The following is a 22,788-nucleotide window of genomic DNA, read 5'->3' on the forward strand; positions in this document are numbered from 1 at the left end:
CATCTTCGACTCAAAATGCCCCAATTGTGTAAGCTCATTACGACGTCCGCAACGCGGAGAGGGACCTTATTGTGCCGAATTTTTAATCCGACAACAGCCAAAATTATGTCAAAACGAATACTTTTTCAAAAGCACATACAGAAAATTATGCGCGCTGGATTATACCAAGCCTTTCTTTCTGTGGCATTTGTAACCCTGGCGCAGGCCTTCGAGGTCAGCGGCCAGAAGGTTCTTGAGCAAAAAGTAACGCTGCAACTCACCAACGTAGAGATTGAAAAAGTCCTGGAAAAAATCGAGACGGTGACCAGCGTGAAGTTTATGTATAATCCGCAGATTTTCGGCGCGGAGCATAAAACCAGCTATAAATTCCAGAACGAGCCCCTGTCCAGCGTCCTGAACAAAGTTCTTTCGCCCCACCAGGTGGCGTACGAAGTCCTTCAGGAACGAATCATTTTACGGCGAACTCTGGCTCCCGACTCTCGCCCGTCGGGCCAGACCGAAGCACCCAAGCGCCGGATCACGGGAACCGTCCTGGACGAGAAAGGAACGGGCATGCCCGGCGTGAGCGTCGTGCTGAAAGAAACGATGCGCGGCACGACCACCAATGCCGAGGGCGCTTTTTCGCTGGAAATTCCCGACCAGACCGCCAACGGCGCACCGGCCGTACTGGTGTTCAGCTTTGTCGGCTACAAAAGCCTGGAGTTAACGGTTGGTAATCAGACTAGTTTTTCGGTAAGTCTGGTTCCGGAGGCCAGCACGCTCAGTGAAGTGGTCGTTACAGCCTTAGGCATCTCGAAAGAGAAAAAAGCCCTGGCCTATGCCGTTTCCGAAGTAAAAGGCAGCGAATTTACCCAGGCGCGTGAGAATAACGTAGCCAATGCGCTGACTGGCAAAATTGCCGGCGTTAACGCTACCGGTATGGCCACCGGACCGGGCGGCTCCAGCCGAATCATCATTCGCGGGAACGGCTCGCTGAACGGCAATAACCAGCCGCTGTACGTCATCAATGGGATGCCGATGGACAATAGCATTCCTGGGGGAGGGACGGCCTCGGATGGTAACGGCATGAACGTAGACCGGGGTGACGGAATTGGGGGAATTAACCCCGACGATATTGAGTCGATCAGCGTGCTGAAAGGTGGCCCCGCAGCCGCGCTGTACGGGGCCCGTGCCTCGAACGGCGTGATCCTGATTACGACCAAAAAAGGCCGTGGTCAGAAAGGGATCGGCGTGGAGATCAACAGCAACACCACGTTTGAAAGTATTTCCGTGATTCCGAACTGGCAGTATGAATTCGGTCAGGGCGTAGACGGGAAGAAGCCAACGACGCTTACGGAAGCCAAAAGCACGGGCCGCCTTTCGTACGGTGCCCGCATGGACGGTCTGCCGACTATCCAGGTTGACGGCCAGCTGCACCCATACTCGCCCCAGCGGGACAATCTGAAGAATTTCTACCGGACGGGCAGCAACTATATTAACTCGGTTGCCTTCACGGGCGGTAACGAAACGGTGAACTTCCGGCTGGGCCTGAACAATACCCAAGCGAACAGCATCGTACCCAACTCCTCGTTCAACCGGAAAATCGCTAACCTGAACCTTAATGCCTTCCTGGGTAAAAAGCTGAGCATTGAAACGGTCTTTCAGTACAATCTGGAGGAAGGCATAAACCGGCCGAAGGTAGGCTATGCCGATATGAACCCGCACTGGGCAACGTATCTGGTGGCTAACGTGGTAGACATCCGCAGCCTGGCACCCGGCTATGACCCCGTTACGGGCAAAGAGATGGAGTGGAACCCGGTTCCGGCGGCACCCAACCCATATTTTGTGATCAACAAGTTCAAGAACGACGACACTAAGCACCGGTTCATCAGCCAGGGAAGCCTGCGCTATGACATTCTGGATAACCTGTACCTGAAAGGCAGCGTAAGCCAGGATTACTACAGCTTCCAGTCGGAGTACGTACAGCCAACCAACAACGCGTATCAGCCTTTGGGGACGTATGAAGCCCGCAAAACGACTTCCTCGGAAACCAACGGCATGCTGACGCTGAACTACAATACCAACTTTTTCAATAACCTGAGTTTTTCGGCGCTGTTAGGAGCCAATGCCCAGCGGGCGATCTACGACCAGACGGTGATTGCGGGCAGCGAGTTTACGGTACCTTACTTTTACAGCTATACGAACCTGGCCGCATCCACAACCACGCCTACGTATCTGAAAAGCGCCATCAATTCGGTCTTCGGCTCGGTGGACTTTGGCTATAAAAACGTGGCCTACTTAACCCTGTCGGGTCGGCAGGACTGGTTCTCGGTCCTGAACCCAAAGAGCAACAGCATCTTCTATCCGTCGGTCGGCGGGTCGTTAATTCTGTCTGATGCGTTCCAGTTGCCCAAAGCTATCAGCTTCGCTAAGCTCCGGGCTTCGTGGGCGCAGGTGGGCGGTGCGACGGTCAATGCCTACCAGATTTACCAGTATTACTCGATGCAGCAGGGCGGACATAACGGGCGGCCCGTGCAGGTGTTGTCGTCGTCGCAGGTGCCGAACCCGGATCTGAAGCCGCTGACGTCAACGACCTATGAGGGCGGTATTGAGGCCAAGTTCATGAACAACCGCCTGGGCATCGACCTGACGCTTTATAACCGGAAAACCACGGACGATATCGTTACGTCCAACATCGCCCTGTCGTCGGGCTATACCTCGGCGCTGCTAAACGTGGGTGAGCTGAGCAACAAGGGGATTGAGCTGATGCTGACCGGAACGCCGATCAAAACCGGCAATCTTGGGTGGGACGTGAGCTACAACATGGCCTACAACAAGAGCAAGATCGAGCGGCTAGCCGAAGGCCTGACGGGTATTGACGTGGGCAGTGGAGTCGGGGGCGGACTGGTGCGGAACGTACTCGGCAGACCGTACGGAACCGTTTGGGGCTACCGGAAGAAAACCGATGCCGCCGGGAACGTCGTCTTCAACACCGCCAGTGGATACGCCGTTCGGGGCGATCTGGAAGAGATCGGGCAGGGCACGCCACCCCTGACGATGGGCATCACCAACAACTTCCGCTACAAGAACTTCTCGCTGAACGTCCTGATCGACGGCAAATTCGGCAGCATCGTGTACTCGAACCTCTACCAGTATGCCTACCGCTTTGGTCTGCCCCAGGAAACCCTGCCGGGCCGCGAAACCGGAGTTACCGTAACGGGCGTAACCCCCGAAGGCAACCCGTTCACCAAAACCTGGAAAAAGGAGGAGGTCGATACTTACTATGACAACGACAAGAACTACACATCAATGTTCATGTTCAACAACGACTTCGTGAAGCTGCGCCAGGTGATTCTGACATATTCGCTGCCGGTCAGCAAGCTCTCATTCCTAAAGCTGCAGGGTGCATCCATCTCGTTTGTGGCGCGGAACCTGGCTATTCTCTACAAGGACAAGAAGAACCAGTATTTCGATCCGGAGTCGGGCTATACCAGCACCAACGCGCAGGGCCTGGAAGCCTTTGGCGTTCCCAGAACCCGCAGCCTGGGCGTGAATCTAATGGTGAAATTCTAACCTAATGCATCCTCTCACTATGAAGCGTTTCATACATAAACTCATCTGCTCAGCTCCGTTATTCCTGCTTTTATCGTCCTGCGATAAAGGATTCGAGGAAATGAACGTTGACCCGAACAAATACTCGCAGGTTGTGCCCGAGTATCTCTTTACCCGCGCGCAGCTGGACGGCGTGAGCACCAATTTTACGGGAGCTGCCTACCTGACGATTGGTCAGTCCATGCAGCATTTTGCTACGTACAAAGAAGTACCGGCGGCTGGGGATAAATACTTTAATTACGGCTATTCGACCGGCAACTGGAATGCCTACGCCGGAACGGCTGCCGGGCAGGGGGCTATCGTCTCTATCCGTCAGGTGATCGATGCGGTTTCGGCCAATCCCGCCAACGTAAATAAGCTGTCGGCGGCCCGCATCTGGAAAGCGTATATTTTTCATCGCCTGACCGATCTCTACGGCGACATCCCGTATTTCGATGCCGGAAAAGCCCTGTCGGACAAGAACTACGGCCCGAAATACGATACGCAGCAGGCCATTTACGCCGATCTGCTGAAAGAACTGGACGAGTCGATCAAGGCCTTCGATCCGGCCAAAGCGACCTTCGGCAACGCCGATCTGATGTATGGTGGCGACGTAACGAAGTGGAAAAAGTTTGCCTATTCGCTGATGCTGCGGCTGGGTATGCGCCTGACGCAGGTCGATGCGGCACTGGCTAAAACCTGGGTCGAGAAAGCCATTGCCGGGGGCGTTATTCTGGAAGATGCCGACCGCGCCGTGATTGCTTACGTCGATGGTTCGCAGGTCGCCAGCCGAAACTTCATTGCCAACGGGCTGCTAAGCACGGACTATATTACCCCCGGTGGCGACAACGTAGAAGGCGGCAAGCTGGCTAAAACGCTGATTGATCATCTGAAAAGTACTAAAGACCCGCGGCTGAACGTGATCTCAATTGTCTGGACCTCAACCGACGGCAAGACATTTACTGCCGATACCACAACGGCCCTGCAGAACGGAATGCCCAATGCGGCTTTCAATAACCTGCCGGCTAACTTCAATTCGTTTTCGGAACCCAATCCGGCTACGCTCCTGAGATACAGCGCACCACTGATTGTGATGGGTAACGCCGAAATGAACCTGCTGCTGGCCGAAGCAGCCATTCGAGGCTGGTATAGCGGCAGTACGGCGGCAGCGGCCTATACCAATGCGGTGAAAGCGGGTATGCGGCAGTGGTCGCTGTTCGGAACGGGCGGTGTGATCTCCGAGGCAAAAATGAACGCCTACCTGGCGGCCAACCCGTATAAAACGGACGGTACGGTGGCCCAGCAGATGGAGCAGATTCAAACGCAGAAATGGGTTTCCATGTTCCTGGAGGATGAATACGAAATCTTCTCAAACTGGCGCCGGACGGGCTACCCGGTGCTGACACCGACGAACTATCCGGGCAATCTTACCGGTGGGAAAATACCCACCCGCTTCGTGATTCCGGATTCGGAAGAGACGTATAACAAAACCAACTTCATCGAAGCGCGCACCCGCCAGGGCGGTACCAATACGCTGTCGAGCGTTGTCTGGTGGGATAAGTAAAGATAGAAACCGTCATGAAAGCAGAACGCCGATCAATTTTAAAACGCCTGTTTGCATCCGTAGTTGGAGTTACCGGCCTGCGCGTCGCTACGGCCGGAACCGTAGTCGAGACCGGTCGTGTCGATAGGTCCGATGACTTGCAGCAGGATGTGCCGCTCTATTCCGGTTCCACCCGACTGGGGAATCTGGTCTTTATTCAGGGCATCGGCGCTCATTTTGAGGGCGACGTAAAGGCTCATACCGACCATGTTCTTAAAGAAATAGAGAAAGAGCTGGTCAAAGCCGGCTCGTCAATGGCGAAGGTGTTAAAGGTTAACGTTCTGCTGCATGATCCCAAGGATTACAAAGCCATGAACGAGGTGTATAAAGGTCGGTTTGGAAGCAAACCACCCGTTCGCACAACGGTAGGCGTTCGCAGTGGCGTACCGAACAAGTCGCTGGTCGAAATGGATTGCATAGCCTACGTTTAAAAGTTTGTTTCTCAGTTGGCTACGTAATAAATCGTTGCCCGTAATTAATGAAAAACTTCGTTTTACTTACGTTTCTGCTTGGACTGGCCAACCTGGGTGCTGCGATGTCGGCATCCGGCCAGGACTCCACCCAGATACGGATCAGGAAAACGGCGGATTTTCAGATTGACGGAACCGGCGACAATGCAGGCTGGGCAAAAGCCAGTTGGGTGCCCATTACGATTCAGGAATCGGCGGGGCGCCTGCTGGCAACCCAGACAAAAATGCTGTACTCCGATACAGGACTGTATTTTCTATTCCAGTGCGAGGATCAGCAGCTAACGGCTACGATTCAGGAAGATTTTGGGGCGTTGTTTAAGGAAGACGTGGTCGAGGTTTTTATCTGGCCCGATCCGTCCGTCCCTATTTATTACGAGTACGAGCTGTCGCCCCTGAATTATGAACTGATTATTCTGGTGCCGAACATCAACGGGCGTTTCCACGGCTGGAAACCCTGGTCGTATAAAGGAAATAGCCGCGTGCAGCACGCGACCAGTGTGCAGGGGGGCGAGAAGAAAAGCGGCTCGGCCGTAAAAGGCTGGACGGCGGAGTTTTTTATTCCCTACCGGTTGCTGAGTCCGATGGTGGTTTCTCCGCCTACTTCGGGCACCCAGTGGCGCGGCAATCTGTACCGGATTGATTATGATCAGGGCTACACCACCTGGTCGTGGCAGAAAACGAGCGGCAGCTTCCACGAGTACAAAAAATTTGGTGTCTGGATTTTTGAGTGAACTATTTAACTGGTACCTATCTCATGATCAACCGAAGAGAGATTATTAAACGCCTGTCGGCCATGCCCCTGCTGGGTGGATTGCTGGATACGTCGGCCCCGGTGCAGTCGGTTCTGCCGGCGCCCGTTATGGCTTCCCGAAACCTGGTAAAAGAGCTGGGCATCCGCACCTTCATCAATGCCGCTGGAACGTATACCGCCATGACGGGCTCGCTTATGGAAGACGACGTAATGGATACCATCCTGACTTCGTCGAAAGAGTTTATGATGCTCGACGACGTGCAGACGAAAGTGGGGGAGAAGATCGCGGCTCTGACCCATGCCGAATCGGCGGTGGTCACGGCGGGTTGTTTCTCGGCCATGACCCTGGGGCTGGCCGGGGTGCTGACGGGCATGGATCAGAAAAAAGTCGAGCAGCTGCCGCATCTGGCCGGAACCGGCATGAAATCGGAGGTGATCGCCCAGAAAGCCCATAACATCGGCTATTCGCACGCCCTGACGAACACGGGCTGTACAATTATCCAGGTTGAAACCCTGGCCGATGTGGAAAAGGCTATTAACGAAAAAACCGCTCTGCTCTGGTTCCTGAACATCCAGTCCGATAAAGGCCAGATTACGCACCAGCAGTGGGTTGACCTGGGCAAAAAGCACAACATCCCGACCATGATCGACATTGCCGCCGATGTGCCGCCGGTCGAAAATCTCTGGAAATTCAACGACATGGGTTTTGATCTGGTCTGCGTATCGGGAGGGAAAGCCATGCGGGGACCGCAAAGCGCGGGCCTGCTGATGGGTAAAAAAGACATCATCGCGGCTGCCCGGCTCAGTATGCCCCCGCGCGGTTCGACCATCGGCCGGGGCATGAAAGTCAACAAGGAAGAAATCCTGGGCATGTACGTGGCGCTGGAAAAATTCGTAGCCATGGACCACCAGAAGGAATGGAAGATGTGGGAAGATCGGGCTGCACACATCGCCAACACGGCAAAAAGCGTGAATGGCGTAACGGTCGAAACCTTCGCGCCTGAACTGGGTAACCACACCCCAACCCTGCGGGTCGCGTGGGCTACCGACAAAGTGAAGCTAACCCCAAAAGCCCTGCAGGAGCAGCTCCGTAACGGCAATCCATCCATTGAGGTGGTTGGTGAGCCGAACGGAATCAGCATGACGACCTGGATGCTCAAACCGGGTCAGGAAAAGATTGTGGCCACCCGGCTTAAGGAAGAGTTGACCAAGGCGTCGGTCTGATCCGGTGCTATCCATTGATTACACGTATGCAGAAACTGTATTCTTTACTGGCTGTACTTTTCTTCCTGGGTAGTGCAGCCAGCGCCCAGACGTATAGTATTGTCATCAAGGGCGGCCACCTGATTGACCCCAAGAACAATATCAACGCCGTGATGGATGTGGCGATCACCGACGGTAAAATCGTACAGGTCGCCAGAACCATTGATGCGAAGCAGGCCAAGCAGGTCGTTGATGCCAAAGGGCTGTATGTAACCCCCGGCCTGATTGACATCCATGGGCACGTATTCGCTGGTACCGAACCCGACCATTACCTCAGCAACGGCCTCGTGGCGGTTTCGCCCGATGGGTTTACGTTCCGGGTGGGTGTAACGACCATCGTCGATGCGGGCGGTGCCGGCTGGAAGTCGTTCGAAACCTTTAAGACGAATGTGATTCTGCCGTCGAAAACCCGGGTCCTGGCGTTCCTGAACATTGTGGGCGAAGGTATGCGGGGCGGCCGGTTCGAGCAGGACACCACCGATATGGACCCGAAGATGGCGGCTAAAGTCGCCCTCGAAAACAGGAACGACGTGGTCGGGTTTAAAGTCGCCCATTTTCAGGGGCCAAGCTGGGCACCCGTCGATCATGCGGTGGAGGCCGGGAAGCTGGCCAGCATGCCCGTCATGATTGATTTTGGCGGCAACACGCCCCCGCTGCCGCTGAACGATCTGTTCCTGAAGCACCTGCGGTCCGGCGACATTTATACCCATGCCTATACGCTGCTGGAAGGAAATGTCCGCGAGACGATCGTGGATGAAGCCACCAAAACCGTTAAGCCGTTCGTGTGGGAAGCCCGCAAAAAAGGGATTGTCTTCGACGTCGGTTACGGGGGCGCCAGCTTCAATTTCTCGCAGGCGATGCCGGCCGTTAAGAGCGGGTTCTATCCGACGACTATCAGCACCGACCTGCACACGGGCAGCATGAACGGCTCCATGAAAGACATCCTGAGCATCATGTCGAAGTTTCTGGTCATGGGCATGGATCTGCCCAGCGTCATCAAAGCCAGTACCTGGACGCCCGCTCAGGTCATCAACCGCGAGAATCTGGGTCATCTGTCGGTGGGGGCCATTGCCGATGTCGCGATCCTGAGCCTGCGAAACGGTACGTTCGGCTTTTACGATAAGACCGGCTATAAGCTGACGGGTAAGCAGAAACTGGAGTGCGAAATGACAATTAAGGGCGGCCGGGTCGTCTACGACCTGAACGGAATCGCCAACCCGATCAGTACCCGATAAAGCCCACTGCCTTTATCTATACATACCCTAACGAAATCTATCTGCTCTGTTTATCTCATGTCACGAGTTCACGTAAAAGGTCTGATTTTAAGTCTGGTTGTATTCGCTGGGTTTGTTCAGCGTGAGTCCCGCAACGGTCTGCCCGTTCAGACCGATCAGAATGGGGGACTCTTTTTGCCCGATGGGTTTGAAGCTACCGTCGTCGTGGACAGTCTGCCCGCCCGGGCGCGGCACATGGCCGTCAATGACAACGGCGACATTTACGTAAAAGCCCGCTTTGCCCGCGACAAAGACGAATCGGTGATTGCCCTAAGGGATACCAACGGCGACGGTCGGGCGGATATTATGAAGCAGTTTGGCGGGCTGGCCCGGGAACGGGCCTACGGTACGGCCATGCGGATTTATAACGGCTATCTGTATTTCAGCTCCGAACTCCAGGTCTACCGCTACAAGCTGAAACCCGGCCAGTTGGTGCCCGACAGTCCACTGGAAGTCGTTTTAACCGACGACCATCCGCATGGCATGCACGAGCACATCGCCAAACCAATCACCTTTGATAATAACGGCAACATGTTTGTGCCGTTCGGGGCGGCTTCCAACGCCTGTCAGGAAAAGAACCGCACGCCCAGCTCCGTCGGGATTGATCCCTGCCCCATGCTGGAAGATCACGGCGGTATCTGGCGGTTCGACGCCAACAAAACGGGGCAGACTCAGAAAGACGGCTACCGCTTCGCTACGGGTCTGCGCAGCGTGGTGGCGATGGACTGGAATCCGGTCGATAATAACCTGTATGCCCTGCAGCACGGGCGCGACGATCTGCTCATGCTGTGGGCGGGGGTATTTTCTCCCTGGCAGAGCGCTGTGCTGCCCGCCGAGGAATTCTTTCGGGTAACCGACGGCCTGGACGGCGGCTGGCCGTATTCATACTATGATCAAATGCAGGGCAAGAAAGTCATGAACCCGGAATACGGGGGCGACGGCAATCTGGTGGGTCGGGCCGCTGGTTATGAAAAGCCCATCATTGGGTTTCCGGGCCACTGGGCGCCTAATGATCTGCTGTTCTACCGGGGCACCGGAGCCGCAAAGGGATTCCCCGAGCATTATAAAAACGGTTCATTCATTGCTTTTCACGGCTCAACCAACCGGGCGCCCTACCCGCAGGCCGGCTTCTTTATCGGGTTTGTGCCGGCGAAAGCCGATGGTATGCCGTCAACCAACTGGGAGGTATTCGCTGATGGGTTTGCCGGAGTTGATCCCATTGTTAACGTAAGTGACGCGGTTTATCGGCCAATGGGTATCGCCATGGGGCCGGATGGATCGCTATACGTTGCTGAAACGGAAAAAGGGAAAATCTGGCGGATCACCTATACCGGCGACAAAAAACAGTTCGGAACGGCGCAGCTCGCCCAGATGGAAAAGCGCAAGGCGATGTCCAACATCCGCACGCCCGACAAAATTACCGATAACCTGGACCGGGGTAGGCCCATTGCCGGTGGCAAGGTCTACGGCGTCTATTGCTCGGCCTGTCACCAGCGTAACGGCCTGGGCGACTCGCAGCGGTTTCCGCCCCTGGCCGGATCGGAGTGGGTGCTGGGCGACAAGAAAAAGCTGATCACCGTCCTGCTCAAAGGACTGGAAGGGCCTATTGAAGTAAAAGGGCAGTCGTATAACAGCGTCATGCCGCAGCACAGTTTCCTGAACGACGCCGATATTGCCGAAGTGCTGACGCATATCCGGTCCAACTTTGGCAACACAGCCGACGCCGTTACGGTGGCCGAAGTGAGCGACGTTCGCAAAAGTTTAGACAACAAAGCCTCAGTACAGCGTAAAACCCCAGTTAATCGTAAAAAGTAATTCGTTCATTTTTTCAATTCTACCATGAAAGCACAACGCCGTTCCATTTTAAAACGCCTTTTCGCTTCGGTCGCCGGGGTCGCCGGGTTGGGTACCGCCACGCAGGTGATGGCCGAACCCCAGGCCGAAAAAGAAGTCTTCAATGTCGTCAATCATCAGGATGTTCCTCTGTTTTCGGGTTCGACCAAGCTGGGGAATCTGGTATTCGTAGCGGGTAAAGGCTACCATAAGGAAGGTGATATCAAGGTACATACCGACGAGGTACTTAAGGAGCTGGAAAAAGAGCTGGTTAAGGCAGGTTCGTCGATGGAAAAAGTTCTGAAAGTAAACGTCTATCTGCACGATCTGAACGATTACAAGGGCATGAACGAGGTGTATAAAGGTCGGTTTGGCAGTAAGCCGCCCGTGCGCACAACTGTCGCTGTCTATGGCGGGGTGCCGGGTGACTCGCTGGTGGAAATGGATTGCATTGCCTATATCTAACCCGTTGAAGAGACTGATATGCTAAGCAGACGTAAACTCATCAAGCGCTTGTCGAGCGTTCCCGTTCTCGGCGGGCTGGTCGGCGGTGGCCTGCCCCTGGTTGCGACCGAGGCTCTGGCCGCAGCGCCTAAACGGGACTTGTTTAAGGAACTGGGCGTGCGCACGTTCATCAATGCCGCCGGTACGCTGACCTACATGACTGGCTCCCTGATGCCGGACGAAGTTCTGGAAGCCATCAACTATGGGGCGAAAGAATTTTGTCTGCTGGATGAGATTCAGGATAAGGTCGGCGAAAAGATTGCCCAGATGGTGCATTCCGAAGCGGCTGTCGTTACCTCCGGTGCGTTCTCCGGCATGACCCTGGGGCTGGCGGGAATCCTGACGGGGATGGACCTGAAAAAAGTCGAGCAACTGCCGCACCTGGCCGGGACCGGCATGAAAACCGAGGTTATTTGCCAGAAAGCCCACGACATTGTTTATAACCACGCCCTGACGAATACGGGCTGTAAGATCATCCCGGTCGAAACGGCCGAAGAGGTCGAGAAAGCTATTAACGAACGGACGGCACTCATGCATTTTCTGCACATCGAAGCCGACAAAGGCAAGATCATGCACGAAGAATGGGTGGCGCTCGGTAAAAAGCACAACATCCCTACCTCGATTGATATTGCCGCCGACGTGCCGCCGGTGGAGAATCTGTGGCGGTTCAACGACATGGGCTTCAGTTTCGTGGTCATTTCCGGGGGGAAAGCCATGCGGGGGCCTCAGAGTGCCGGTCTGTTGATGGGCAAGAAAGACATTATTTCGGCTGCCCGGCTGCACATGCCCCCGCGCGGGTTCAATATTGGCCGGGGTATGAAAGTGAACAAAGAGGAAATTCTGGGTATGTACGTAGCGCTGGAGCGGTTTATTAACCAGGACCACGACAAGGTCTGGAAGAGCTGGGAAGATGGAGTTGCCCATGTTGAAAACACAGTTAAGGCGGTCAATGGAGTCGAGACGAACGTGCATGTCCCGCCCCTGGGTAACCACACGCCAACCCTGCGCATTGCCTGGGACCCGGCCAAACTGCGCATCACGGGCAAAGAACTGCAGGAAGCCCTGCGCAAAGGCGACCCGTCCATTGAAGTAGGCGGGGGCGGTCCCAGCAACATCAGCGTCACGGTCTGGATGATGAAGCCCGGCCAGGAGAAAATAGTTGCCAAACGTATTAAGGAAGAACTGTCCAAAGTGGCAGCGTAAGAATATTCGCTTGTCCGCAGGTCCGCGCAATCAGGAGCGGACCTGCGGGAGCTTAACCCCGACCTTGGCTGGCCCTCAACCCATGAAAAAAATCAAACTTTTAGTTGTTGCCCTGTTCTGCTCGCTGGTGAATCTGGCCGTAGCCCAGACCTATAGCGTCGTCATCAAAGGCGGTCACGTCATCGATCCGAAGAATAACATCAACGGCATTATGGACGTCGCCATTAACGACGGCAAGATCGTTCAGGTCGCCAGAAATATTGATCCCAAAGGCGCCATTCAGGTCGTCGATGCCCGGGGGCTCTACGTAACGCCCGGCCTGATTGACATGCATACGCACGTTTTTTTCGGCACCAATCTGGACCAGACCTACAGCAACGGTCCCAATGCGCTTCCGCCCGATGGCTTTACGTTCCGGAATGGGGTAACGACCATTGTGGACGCGGGTTGTTCGGGCTGGCGTGATTTTGAGACGTTCAAGAAACAGACCATCGACCTTTCACAGACGCGGGTTCTGGCTCTGCTCAATATTGTCGGCAGCGGCATGCGGGGCGGTACATTCGAGCAGAACATCGCCGACATGGATGCTGGCAAAACGGCCGAGATGGCCAAGAAATACCCCGAACAGGTCGTCGGCGTCAAGCTGGCCCACTTCAACGGCTACGACTGGACTCCAACCGACCGCGCGGTTGAAGCCGGGAAGCTGGCCAACGTTCCGGTCATGATTGATTTCGGCGGGAGCACGCCCACGCTGTCGATCGAAGACCTCTTTCTGAAACACCTGCGGCCGGGCGATATCTTTACCCACTGTTTCGGGCAGCTGAAAACCCGCGAAGCGATTGTAGACGTGACCACCAACAAAGTGAAACCGTTCGTCTGGGAGGCCCAGAAAAAAGGGCTCATCTTCGACGTAGGCTATGGCGGTATCAGCTTCGCCTTTTCACAGGCTATTCCCGCGATCAAAAGCGGTTTCCTGCCTAACACGATCAGTACCGATATTCATACCGGCAGCATGAACAACGCCATGAAAGATATGCTGAACGTGATGTCGAAGTTTCTGGCGATGGGGATGGATCTGCCCAGCGTCATTAAAGCCAGTACGTGGAATCCGGCCAAAGCCATCCGGCGCGAAGAGTTGGGGCATCTGTCGGTGGGGTCGGTGGCCGATGTCGCCATTCTGAAGCTGCACGAGGGCAAGTTTGAGGTGCGGGATACGGGTATGTTCGGGTTCTTTGATTACACGGGCCATAAGATTGAAGGCAAACAGAAACTGGCCTGCGAAATGACCATCCGGAACGGCCGGATCGTGTATGATCTCAACGGCATTGCCAACCCGGTCGTCGTCACCCAGAAACCGCGTTCCTGAGCCCCGGCAATCCATCCTGCTAATTCGCCCAATTCTTGCTGCTCACCTATTTGCCATGCAAAATCCCTGTTCTGTTCTTCTTTTTGTTACGTTAGTCATTGCCGGAGCCATCGGTACGGCTGTTTCTCAGGACAAACCCGCCGAAATCCTGTTCAAATCCAGCGTTTTTACCCAGGCGAATGGTTTTACGTCTGGGGTGGAAGGGCCGGCCGTTGATCAGTCCGGTATGCTGTACGCGGTTAATTTCGGACGGCAGGGGACTATTGGCCAGGTGACCCAGACAGGTCAGACCAGCGTGTTTGTCGAGCTGCCTGAAGGCAGTATCGGCAACGGAATCCGCTTCAACCGGCAGGGCGACATGTTCATTGCTGATTATCCGAAGCATAACATCCTGATAGTTAAGTCCGGTAGTCGGCAGGTGCGTGTTCTGGCGCACGAGTCCCGCATGAACCAGCCCAACGACATTGCCATTGACCGCAAAGGCCGCTTGTACGCGAGCGATCCGAACTGGAAAGCCAACACCGGAAACATCTGGCGCATTGACCCATCCGGCGAGGTTACGCTGCTGGAAGCCAACATGGGTACGACCAATGGCATTGAAGTAAGCCCCGACAATAAAACCCTGTACGTAAACGAGTCGGCCCAGCGCAAAGTCTGGGCTTACGATCTGTCGGCCGCCGGGCAGATCAGCCACAAACGGCTGCTGATCGAGTTTCCTGATTTTGGCATGGATGGGATGCGCTGCGACGCCAAAGGAAACCTCTACATTGTCCGGTACGGCAAGGGTACCGTTGCGAAAGTGTCTCCGACCGGAACGCTCCTTCAGGAAATCGCCCTGATAGGAAAAAAACCGACGAACATCGCCTTCGGTGGCAAAGACGGGCGCACAGCCTACGTAACGCTCCAGGACCAGGGGAATATCGAAACGTTCCGGGTGGACGAGCCGGGGCAGGAGTGGGTTCTGAATACGAAGTAAAAAAGGGGTTCGTCAGGTAAGCAGCACCAGCGTAATGACCCAGTAATTGAAAAAGGTCATCTGGCTTTTCAGGGCGACCAGCGCCTTGTAAAGCAGGTTGGCGACCGACTGTCGGTTAATGTCCATCAGTTCCGCGATCTGGTCATTCTCAAGTCCTTTGTAAAATTTCAGGAAAACGGCTTCCTGCTGGCGTTTGGGCAACGTATCGATTGCCTGACGAATCCGGCGCTGGCTTTCAGAGTCGGTCTCCGTCTGTTCGATCTCCGTTTCGACCGTCTGCCAGTCCGACAACTCGCTAACTTCCTGACTGTATACCGACGAAAACGGTTGTTTGCTCCGTCGAAATTCCTGCATCAGTTCATTCCGGAGCGATTTGAACAGGTAGATTGAAACAAATTGAATCGTGAGGGATGCTCGTTTTTCCCAGATGCGGATAAATATGTTCTGGATAGAGTCCTTGATGAATTCGCGGTCGTCGGTGAAGTTGGTGGCGTAACTGAACAGGGAGCGATACTGCGTCTCGGCCAACTGGCAAAAGGCGACCTTGTCTCCGGTCTGTGATTTAAACCAGAGTTTCAGTAAGTATTCGTTCTCGTCAATAATACGCTGCCGCTGATCCAAAATACTTCTTCCTGTTCTACCTGTAAAGAAACGGAAATATAGAAAAATTGCGAATAAAAACCTGTGTAAGCCGCCGTCCGGCAAATATTCCCTCTTTAAGAACAGAAAGAACTTGTTATTGTATAAGGTAAACGACTGAGTAAAAACCCACCGGCCTGCGCGGACACCAATAGGTTTAGGGCTAAATCGCCTTAAGAATTGGACTGGGTACCTTATCACGAATGAAACAAACACTTTCGCTTTTCCTGACAGTATTAATCCTTAGTGACGTGCTGGCTCAGTCTGGTTCGGCGCCATCAACATCAGTCAGAGCCCCGCTGCGCCGGAGCGAAAGCTTCTTCGGACTGCACTTCGATTTTCACGCCGGAGCCGGTGATCTCAACATTGGACAAACACTAACCGAAGGGCGGATTGATTCGCTGCTTACGCTGGTCAAGCCCGATTTTATTCAGGTGGACTGCAAAGGGCATCCGGGCATATCCAGCTACCCGAGCCGGGTTCCGACCACGACCAGCGCTCAGAGTTTTATCAAAAATCCACTCCAGCTATTTCGGGACGTAACCCGGCGGCATGGGGTGGCGCTGTACGTGCATTACTCGGGCGTTTTCGACCAGGCAGCCGCCCGAAAATTTCCGCAGTGGGCCGTCGTCAACGCCGACGGGCAACGTAATCCCGACAAGATGTCAGTGCATAGCGCTTATGTCGATTCACTACTGATCCCGCAACTTAAAGAAATTGCCGACTATGGTGTGGATGGCGTCTGGGTTGATGGCGAATGCTGGGCTACCGAACCCGACTATTCGCCCCAGGCATTGGCGGCCTTCAGGGCCAGAACCGGCCTTCAGACCCGGCCCATTTCGCCAAATGATCCTACCTATGAATCATTCCGAAATTTCGCCCGGCAATCGTTCATCGATTACGTGGGGCATTACACCGACGCGCTGCACCGCTATAACCCCCAGTTTCAGGTCTGCTCCAACTGGGCCTTTTCGTCGATGATGCCGGAACCGGTGACCATTGATGTCGATTTTTTGTCCGGCGACCTGACGCCCGGCAATAGCGTCAATTCGGCGGTACTGATGGCCCGGGTGATGGCCTCGCAGTCGCGGTTCTATCAAAAACCTTACGACCTGATGGCGTGGGGATTTTATCATAGTTTTACGCCCCCCGGCTCATCGGGCGACCCCAAGACGGCTCTGCAATTGCAGCAGGAAGCCGCCGAGATCATGGCGATGGGCGGAGGTGTGCAGAGTTATTTTCTTCAGAACCGGGACGCGTCGATTAGTCGTCAGGACTGGCCGGTCATGGCCGAACTGGCCCGGTTTATCCGCGCCCGCCAACCCTACTGCCAGTACACCATAGCAGTACCGCAGATTGCCGTGCTATATTCGTCGGCCAGTTTTCGCAAGTATAACCGCAGATTGTACGACGGGGGCCGCGATGCTGGGGTGTTGGGGATCACTACGGCGTTGATGGACGCCCAGTATCCGACCGAAATCCTGATGGAGCATCATCTGCACGGCAATATGAAACGTTACGGCTTAATTGTGATACCAGAGTGGCCCTACCTGACCGATGCCTTTCAAAAAGAGTTACTCGACTACGTGCAGGGTGGTGGCAACCTGCTGGTCATTGGCGCCGGGGCTACCAGAAATTTCTGGACGGAGCTGGGCGTAATCCCCGCTGGCCCCGCCCGGAAAAAGACCACCTGGGTTTCGGTTGACGGTCAGGTGACGACTCTGTCCGATTCAATTCAGACCGTACAATTGCCGCCGGGCGGGTCTGCTCTCATCACGGCCTTTGCCGATCAATACGTCAAAACGAGTGAAGGGGCTCTGGCCACGAGCCGACAGCTGGGAAAAGGAACCATTACCGGTCTGTATGCGAATATCGGCCGGGACTATATCCGGCATCAGGCCCCCAACCTGCGCAGGCTGGTAGCCGGGCTGGTAAAGCCACTGTTTCCCAATCCAATCGTTGAGATAAGCGGCACGAATCTGGTGCACGTAGCGGTCAACCGGCTGCATAAGCAATTGGCCGTAAACCTGATCAATACGGGGGGGCGTCACGCCAACGAAGAGGTGTTTACGTACGATGAGGTGCCGCCGTTGCAGGCGATTAAGGTTCGGTTGCGGCTGGACCGAAAACCCGGCCGGATTGTGCAGCAACCTGAAAACAAGGTTCTGCCGTTTAGCTATAGCCATGGCGTATGTACCCTAACGGTACCCGAGCTGGCAGTTCATTCTATCCTGGTTGTAGTTAATTAACCGAGAGAAAACTCATTTAGCGGTATTGACTGATGTAGCCGATAACGTTAAAAACTGAGAAGTTGCTGTAAGTAACTAAGTGTTTTTGAGGTTAGCCACAAATAACCCCAGTTACCGGGTACTGGTGATCTATAGGTTCTCTTTAAAGGATAGTTAAGTTTTATGAACCTATAGATTAGCTTACCCTATAACCTTACCTGCAGCGTCAGGTAAAGTGAGCGACCGTCAGAGGGCAGGATGCCCGGGCCTGGGTAGCCGGTTGCTCGCCGGGTAAAATAAAAGACATTGGTTAAATTGTTAAGGCTTCCTTCCAGCCGAAAACGACGGAACTGGTAAGAGCAGCTCGCATCCAGTATATGATAGGCCGGAATTAGACCAATAACCGCCGATACACCACCCTCACGGGCGTTGGTGGCATCCGTGAACTGTTCAGAAAGGTAGGTGTACTGGAGCGACGTTTTAAGGTTATTTATGCCAAACCGGACTCCCGTCTTCAGGTTAACAGCCGGTACGAACTCAACCCGGTTACCTACCACCCCGGGAATTTCACTGACTGCATAGCGGGAATGGATGAAGGCCAGATTAGTAAACAGAACCCCACTGAGGGTGGTACGTTGAGGTTGGAGCAGTCGCAGCAGGTCTGCCTCTGCATAGGACTCCAAGCCTAGAATCAGCGCCTGGCCGATATTACTCCGGCGCCGGAGAACCCGATCGCTCTGGTCATAAAACTGCACTTCCCCAATGCGATTGTTATAGTTAAGCACAAAACCACTTACATCAAAGCTGTAGAGGGTAGTCTGTGTACTTCGCACGCCTACGTCAACCGAATAGCCACGTTCATCCTTTAGATTGGGGTCAATTACCTGCGAAGGGTTGGCAATGCGCATGTCGCTGAAGGTAATGGAGCGGTAATTCTGGGATAGGTTGGCATAAAGGTCCAGAAGACTGCTCGGCTTAACGCTCAGCCCCAATCCACCCAGCAGGAACTGACGACCGTTCATACGCTCTTCGGGGGTACGGCTGGCACTTAAGATATTACCCGCCAGATCCCGGGTAAGCGTACCGTAAAAGCCGTTGGCCCGGGTTAGGATGTATTCATACCGAAGGCCCGGAGTGAGCGAAAACTTATCGCCTATATAAAAGATATTCTCGGCAAACAGAGCTACATTCTTATTCGGAAAGCGGTAATCGGATGAGATACCCTGTTGCTCATCAATAAACGAGAAATCATGCCCCTTTCCCTTACTACCTAATCCCTGCACGTTGTGATTAAAACCATGGTAGTACCGGCTGCCTACCAGCCCCACGGCCTGATGAGAACCTATGGAGTAACGTTTTAAATAGCGGGCCTCAGCACCCCAGTTGGCGAAGTCGCCTTTTATCAGGTCCCGCTCACTTAAATCATCCGGACTGGCCACCCGATTAGGCCGAAACCCTAAGGAATACCGGTAAGCTGACAACCCAAATAACCTTACATTAACCTCACTCGAGACACTGAATTTATGGTCAAAATGCAGGGCAGGCAGCGTCCAGTTAACGGCAAACCAATTACGCTCCCGGTTACTCTGTCGGGGATTCTCCCGAAACATGGCATCGGTCAGGCCACCCGGCTGCTGGGCCAGATAGCTCATCTGGGTCAGCTCAGCACCCAAGGTTGTTTTAGGCGAGATGAGATAGTTCACATTGCCATAGGCTGTATAGTTGCTGAAGTGGGAATTCGGGCGCCAGCCATTCCCCACCTTATATTGAAAGAACGTATAGTAGCTTAGCTTGCCTACGGTACCGCTGAGACTCGTAAAAGCGTTGTAAAAGCCAAATGAACCAAGCGTCTGGCGAGCCGTCAGCTCTAGTTTGCGGTTCGTAACGGGCTTTTTCATGACAAAGTTGAGTAGCCCCCCAAACTGAGTTCCATACTGCAGGGAAGCGGCTCCTCGGACGATCTGTATCCGACCAATGGCTTCAACCGGGGGCGTATAATAACTCTCAGGATAGCCCAGCGCATCGGCGCTGATGTCATAACCGTTCTGACGTACGTTAAAATTAGCTGTTCGGTTGGGATCCAATCCACGCCCACCAATACTCAATTGCAGGCCAGCACCTTCATTTTCATAAATATTCAGGCCAGCTACACGGGCATAGATCTGGCGAGCATTGTTAGTAGCCAGATTGGCTACTAACTGCTCAGGAATGATTACCTCGGATTTTTTTCCTTCATAAATTCCCATGTTCTCTACCCCCCGCATGCGGGTAAAGCCAAAATCCGTTCGCTTATCCGTGACCACCAGTTCGTCCAGCGTTTGGGTTCGGCTGTTTAGCCACAGGCTTACGTATCTGTTCCCATTGTGGATGGATACGTCCATCTTTGCAACCCAAAAGTCTGGATGGATCACCTGTAACGTGTATTGGCCATTCGCCAGATTGGTAAACTCAAACCGTCCTGAACTATCCGTGGTGGTGACAAGACGGCCATTCGCCAGATAAACCCGGCAACCAGCCTGGCCGGTGCTGTCAGCTCGTGATCCAACTCTGCCTGATAGGTTATATTGCCCAAAGGCTAACGAGGAAAGCAGCCAAAAGAAAAAAAAATTAGAAACCAATGATTTCATCATCAAAAGGGGTAATCCACGTTTTTGGAGCGAACGAGTCTTCCAGTCGGGCCAGGTTAATGGTGGGGGCAACCAGTGGTTTACCCAGCCGGCCATTCAGCGCTACGTACGAATCCACATACACTTGTGGTTGGTGAAAGCCCTGCTGCGCATAATGGTTCCGTAGCAGGTGGGCATATTGCAGGAGCATGTCCGGCTGAGTAGCCATCATCTTTTCCTGCAATGGAGTCAGGAAGGTAGAATTATTCACGACCACCTGATGCCCCCGGTCGTCTTTCACCGTAAACTGAGCATATCCCGCCTTTTCCATAAGCATAACCCGCCAGGAAAAGCGGTAACCCTGCTCACTCCAAAAAAGCTCCCCTGGATACAGCAGGTAGCGAAAAGGAAGCAACAGTTGTACCACAAAAAAAAAGAGCAGCAGAATCAGTATGCAAAACTCGGTTGGCGGTGTATACCGGGACAGCCGTGTGGATTCCATGAACGCTTGCGGCAGGGCCAGCCACTGGGCCAGTCGGTTTAACACGCGTTGGTGGAAGTCGGGGGAGAAAAAAAGCAGTCCCGTAACAATCATAATGTAGGGAAACATGCCAATAGGAAACAGCAGGGCTGTCAGACCATGAAAAAGCACAACGGCGACATAAGCCAAGAGCCGGGTCGGGGCGTACCAGAGTAGAAAGGGAATGCTCAGATCATACAGACAGCCGATCCAGCTAAAAACAAAGGCAACCCATTCTTCATTTAACAGGAAGCCAACCAAGGGCAGATCATTATGGGCTGGTAACCAGATACGCAGGGGCAGGGCATGGAACAGCCAATCGCTGTTTAGCTTGGCCAGGCCAGCGTACACATATAAAATAGTAATGAGCAGTTTTAGGGAATCGATGGTCCAGGCCGGAACCTGATGGCCAGGTTTTACGCGTCCTTTATAAGCATCAACGGAAAAGTATACCTGCGCGGGCAGGACAATTAACAACAGACAAACCAGACTGGTGAAGTAGTAGTGGTTGAGGTACGTAGACTTATCAATTAGCTCAATATAAGTAAAGCTCAGAAAAAGGGTTATTGCTGCAAGCCGGTAATACCAGCCCAAAGCCACCAATAGAGCTGCCACAGCACAAATAGCAAAGAGCCAGTACGTATAGGAACCTAAAGGTTTGATAAATTCAAACCCGTAAAAAGGGAAAAAAAATGTGGGCTGTATATAGAGCTCGTCGATCCAGCCCTTACTCCAGAAGCGTATGATGCTACCCAGGAGCATTAGACCAAAGATCATTCGAAAAACCACCAGCGGGGTTACCGATGTCGTTTTGTGTAGATAAGCCCCCATCTGCTTAATCGCCGTCGTTATCTGTGTAGGTAATGGTAATGCTCATGGCCGTGGTCATATCCACCTTAAGCATGCGGATGGCCTTCTGCATCTCTGTATATACACTCGTCACAGCCGCTGTATTGAGGGTTACCTCGTCGTAAAGAGACGGCTTTAAGGTGTTAAGCCGATCCTGGACTGAGTTAAACTGAGTGTTGATCAGGTCGGTCAGAAGAGTGCCTGTACGACTATCCTTTGCATTCAGCCCGTTGAGGTAGGTTTTCAGACTGGGCCCTTCCAGTCCGTTTTTAACCCCTTTGCCATTGAAGAAATCAACAGCTGCTGTATGGGCCGCTTTGGCCAGAGTCAAGCCAAGCCCTTTGCTGTAAAGGGCCTCTACCTTATCAGGCATAGGCGTGCCATTGGTCATCGCTCCGGATGGGATACCGAATTTACCCGACCGGATATAGCGCTCATAATGCATTACGTAACCGTTGACTAACTTGGAGGTCGAGCAGCCCGCATCCAGGCCGGTGCAGTTCACGAACGTATCCCGGTACCCCCCCGTCCATTCGCTGTAAACGGTATTGAAGAGCGTTTTCATCTGCGTTGTAATGCGCTTTAAGTACGCCAGCCGTTTGGCCGCATCAGGCGCCGATGTATAGCGAGCTACAATCGCTTCATCGCCGGAATCTAATCCGTTCAACAGGTAGTCAAGGGCCGGAAAACCCTGACGGGGATACGCAGCCGGTACGTCAAGCGGAGCGGAGGCTCCAATGCTAATGTACTCCTCAATGCCAATGCCATTGGCCGGGTATATATTAAAGAAATTGCGAAGCGTGTGCCTTTCGGCGGGTCCAACATCATACAACTCTACTTTCTGCCATTCTGTATACGCCGTAGCCCAAGCCCGGCGCAGATCCGATAACGTTGCTTTGCTTGGCTTAGCGGTAAACGCATCCACCCTGGTGAGCATGTCATCAAAGGTCGTTTCAAAATTGGCGTAGCCTGGCAGAATGATGTTATCAGCGATGTTCGTAAGCATTGCCTGGCGATTCGTGCCCGCCCCGTCCGTGGGCTGAGGGTTCGGTGTTTCCTGAGCGCTCTTTGTCGAGCAAGCCCACAAAATGCCGATCAGTATTCCCATTAAAAAAACCGATTTCCACGTGCGC

The 22,788-nt window shown here is 53.7% G+C and carries 16 protein-coding genes; 12 read left to right on the forward strand and 4 right to left on the reverse strand.

What is annotated here, in order from left to right; genetic code table 11:
* Positions 1 to 180: 180 nt before the first annotated feature.
* The 11 genes from HNV11_RS11750 to HNV11_RS11800 all read left to right on the forward strand — a co-directional run bounded on the left by HNV11_RS11750 (position 181) and on the right by HNV11_RS11800 (position 14,813).
* Positions 181 to 3,552 (forward strand): SusC/RagA family TonB-linked outer membrane protein, encoded by a 3,372-nt coding sequence (locus HNV11_RS11750; protein WP_240163950.1) that lies wholly within the window; start codon positions 181 to 183, stop codon positions 3,550 to 3,552.
* 19 nt (positions 3,553 to 3,571) lie between these two features.
* On the forward strand, positions 3,572 to 5,134 hold the full coding sequence (locus tag HNV11_RS11755; RefSeq protein WP_171739846.1) for a SusD/RagB family nutrient-binding outer membrane lipoprotein: 1,563 nt from the start codon (positions 3,572 to 3,574) through the stop codon (positions 5,132 to 5,134).
* Between the two features lie 14 nt (positions 5,135 to 5,148).
* Positions 5,149 to 5,604: a RidA family protein gene (locus HNV11_RS11760; RefSeq protein ID WP_171739847.1), complete on the forward strand. Its 456-nt coding sequence runs from the start codon at positions 5,149 to 5,151 to the stop codon at positions 5,602 to 5,604.
* A 47-nt stretch (positions 5,605 to 5,651) separates the two neighbouring features.
* Positions 5,652 to 6,374, forward strand: coding sequence for a carbohydrate-binding family 9-like protein (locus tag HNV11_RS11765; protein WP_171739848.1), 723 nt, complete (start codon positions 5,652 to 5,654; stop codon positions 6,372 to 6,374).
* A gap of 23 nt (positions 6,375 to 6,397) precedes the next feature.
* Complete coding sequence (locus HNV11_RS11770) at positions 6,398 to 7,618, forward strand: PLP-dependent transferase (protein WP_171739849.1); 1,221 nt, start codon at positions 6,398 to 6,400, stop codon at positions 7,616 to 7,618.
* Positions 7,619 to 7,644: 26 nt separating this feature from the next.
* The gene (locus HNV11_RS11775; protein WP_171739850.1) at positions 7,645 to 8,892 is read left to right on the forward strand and encodes an amidohydrolase/deacetylase family metallohydrolase; all 1,248 of its coding nucleotides are present in this window, start codon (positions 7,645 to 7,647) and stop codon (positions 8,890 to 8,892) included.
* A gap of 57 nt (positions 8,893 to 8,949) precedes the next feature.
* Entirely contained in the window at positions 8,950 to 10,746 is a 1,797-nt protein-coding gene (locus HNV11_RS11780) for a c-type cytochrome (protein ID WP_171739851.1), read from the forward strand.
* A gap of 24 nt (positions 10,747 to 10,770) precedes the next feature.
* Positions 10,771 to 11,229 carry a RidA family protein gene (locus HNV11_RS11785; RefSeq protein ID WP_171739852.1) on the forward strand — a complete coding sequence of 153 codons (459 nt, stop codon included), beginning with the start codon at positions 10,771 to 10,773 and terminating at the stop codon, positions 11,227 to 11,229.
* Positions 11,230 to 11,247: 18 nt separating this feature from the next.
* Positions 11,248 to 12,471: an aminotransferase class V-fold PLP-dependent enzyme gene (locus tag HNV11_RS11790; RefSeq protein WP_171739853.1), complete on the forward strand. Its 1,224-nt coding sequence runs from the start codon at positions 11,248 to 11,250 to the stop codon at positions 12,469 to 12,471.
* Positions 12,472 to 12,553: 82 nt separating this feature from the next.
* Positions 12,554 to 13,837, forward strand: coding sequence for an amidohydrolase/deacetylase family metallohydrolase (locus HNV11_RS11795; protein WP_171739854.1), 1,284 nt, complete (start codon positions 12,554 to 12,556; stop codon positions 13,835 to 13,837).
* A gap of 55 nt (positions 13,838 to 13,892) precedes the next feature.
* Positions 13,893 to 14,813 (forward strand): SMP-30/gluconolactonase/LRE family protein, encoded by a 921-nt coding sequence (locus tag HNV11_RS11800; RefSeq protein WP_171739855.1) that lies wholly within the window; start codon positions 13,893 to 13,895, stop codon positions 14,811 to 14,813.
* A 12-nt stretch (positions 14,814 to 14,825) separates the two neighbouring features.
* Here the strand turns inward: HNV11_RS11800 and HNV11_RS11805 are convergent, their stop codons facing one another.
* Positions 14,826 to 15,434 carry an RNA polymerase sigma factor gene (locus HNV11_RS11805; RefSeq protein ID WP_171739856.1) on the reverse strand — a complete coding sequence of 203 codons (609 nt, stop codon included), beginning with the start codon at positions 15,432 to 15,434 and terminating at the stop codon, positions 14,826 to 14,828.
* Between the two features lie 221 nt (positions 15,435 to 15,655).
* Between HNV11_RS11805 and HNV11_RS11810 the strand changes: the two genes are divergently transcribed.
* Positions 15,656 to 17,701: a type 1 glutamine amidotransferase family protein gene (locus HNV11_RS11810; protein ID WP_171739857.1), complete on the forward strand. Its 2,046-nt coding sequence runs from the start codon at positions 15,656 to 15,658 to the stop codon at positions 17,699 to 17,701.
* Positions 17,702 to 17,886: 185 nt separating this feature from the next.
* Here HNV11_RS11810 and HNV11_RS11815 read toward each other — a convergent pair whose 3' ends face one another.
* Genes HNV11_RS11815 through HNV11_RS11825 form a run of 3 tightly spaced genes read right to left on the reverse strand, consistent with a single transcriptional unit; the run spans position 17,887 to position 22,763 of the window.
* A complete protein-coding gene (locus tag HNV11_RS11815; RefSeq protein WP_171739858.1) occupies positions 17,887 to 20,310 on the reverse strand; it encodes a TonB-dependent receptor in 2,424 nt (807 codons plus the stop codon).
* Positions 20,288 to 21,637 (reverse strand): HTTM domain-containing protein, encoded by a 1,350-nt coding sequence (locus HNV11_RS11820; RefSeq protein WP_171739859.1) that lies wholly within the window; start codon positions 21,635 to 21,637, stop codon positions 20,288 to 20,290. Before HNV11_RS11820 ends, HNV11_RS11815 begins: the two co-directional genes overlap by 23 nt.
* Positions 21,638 to 21,641: 4 nt before the next feature.
* Positions 21,642 to 22,763, reverse strand: coding sequence for an imelysin family protein (locus HNV11_RS11825; RefSeq protein WP_240163951.1), 1,122 nt, complete (start codon positions 22,761 to 22,763; stop codon positions 21,642 to 21,644).
* Between the last annotated feature and the right edge of the window lie 25 nt (positions 22,764 to 22,788).

This window comes from Spirosoma taeanense, from assembly GCF_013127955.1.
Lineage (GTDB): Bacteria > Bacteroidota > Bacteroidia > Cytophagales > Spirosomataceae > Spirosoma > Spirosoma taeanense.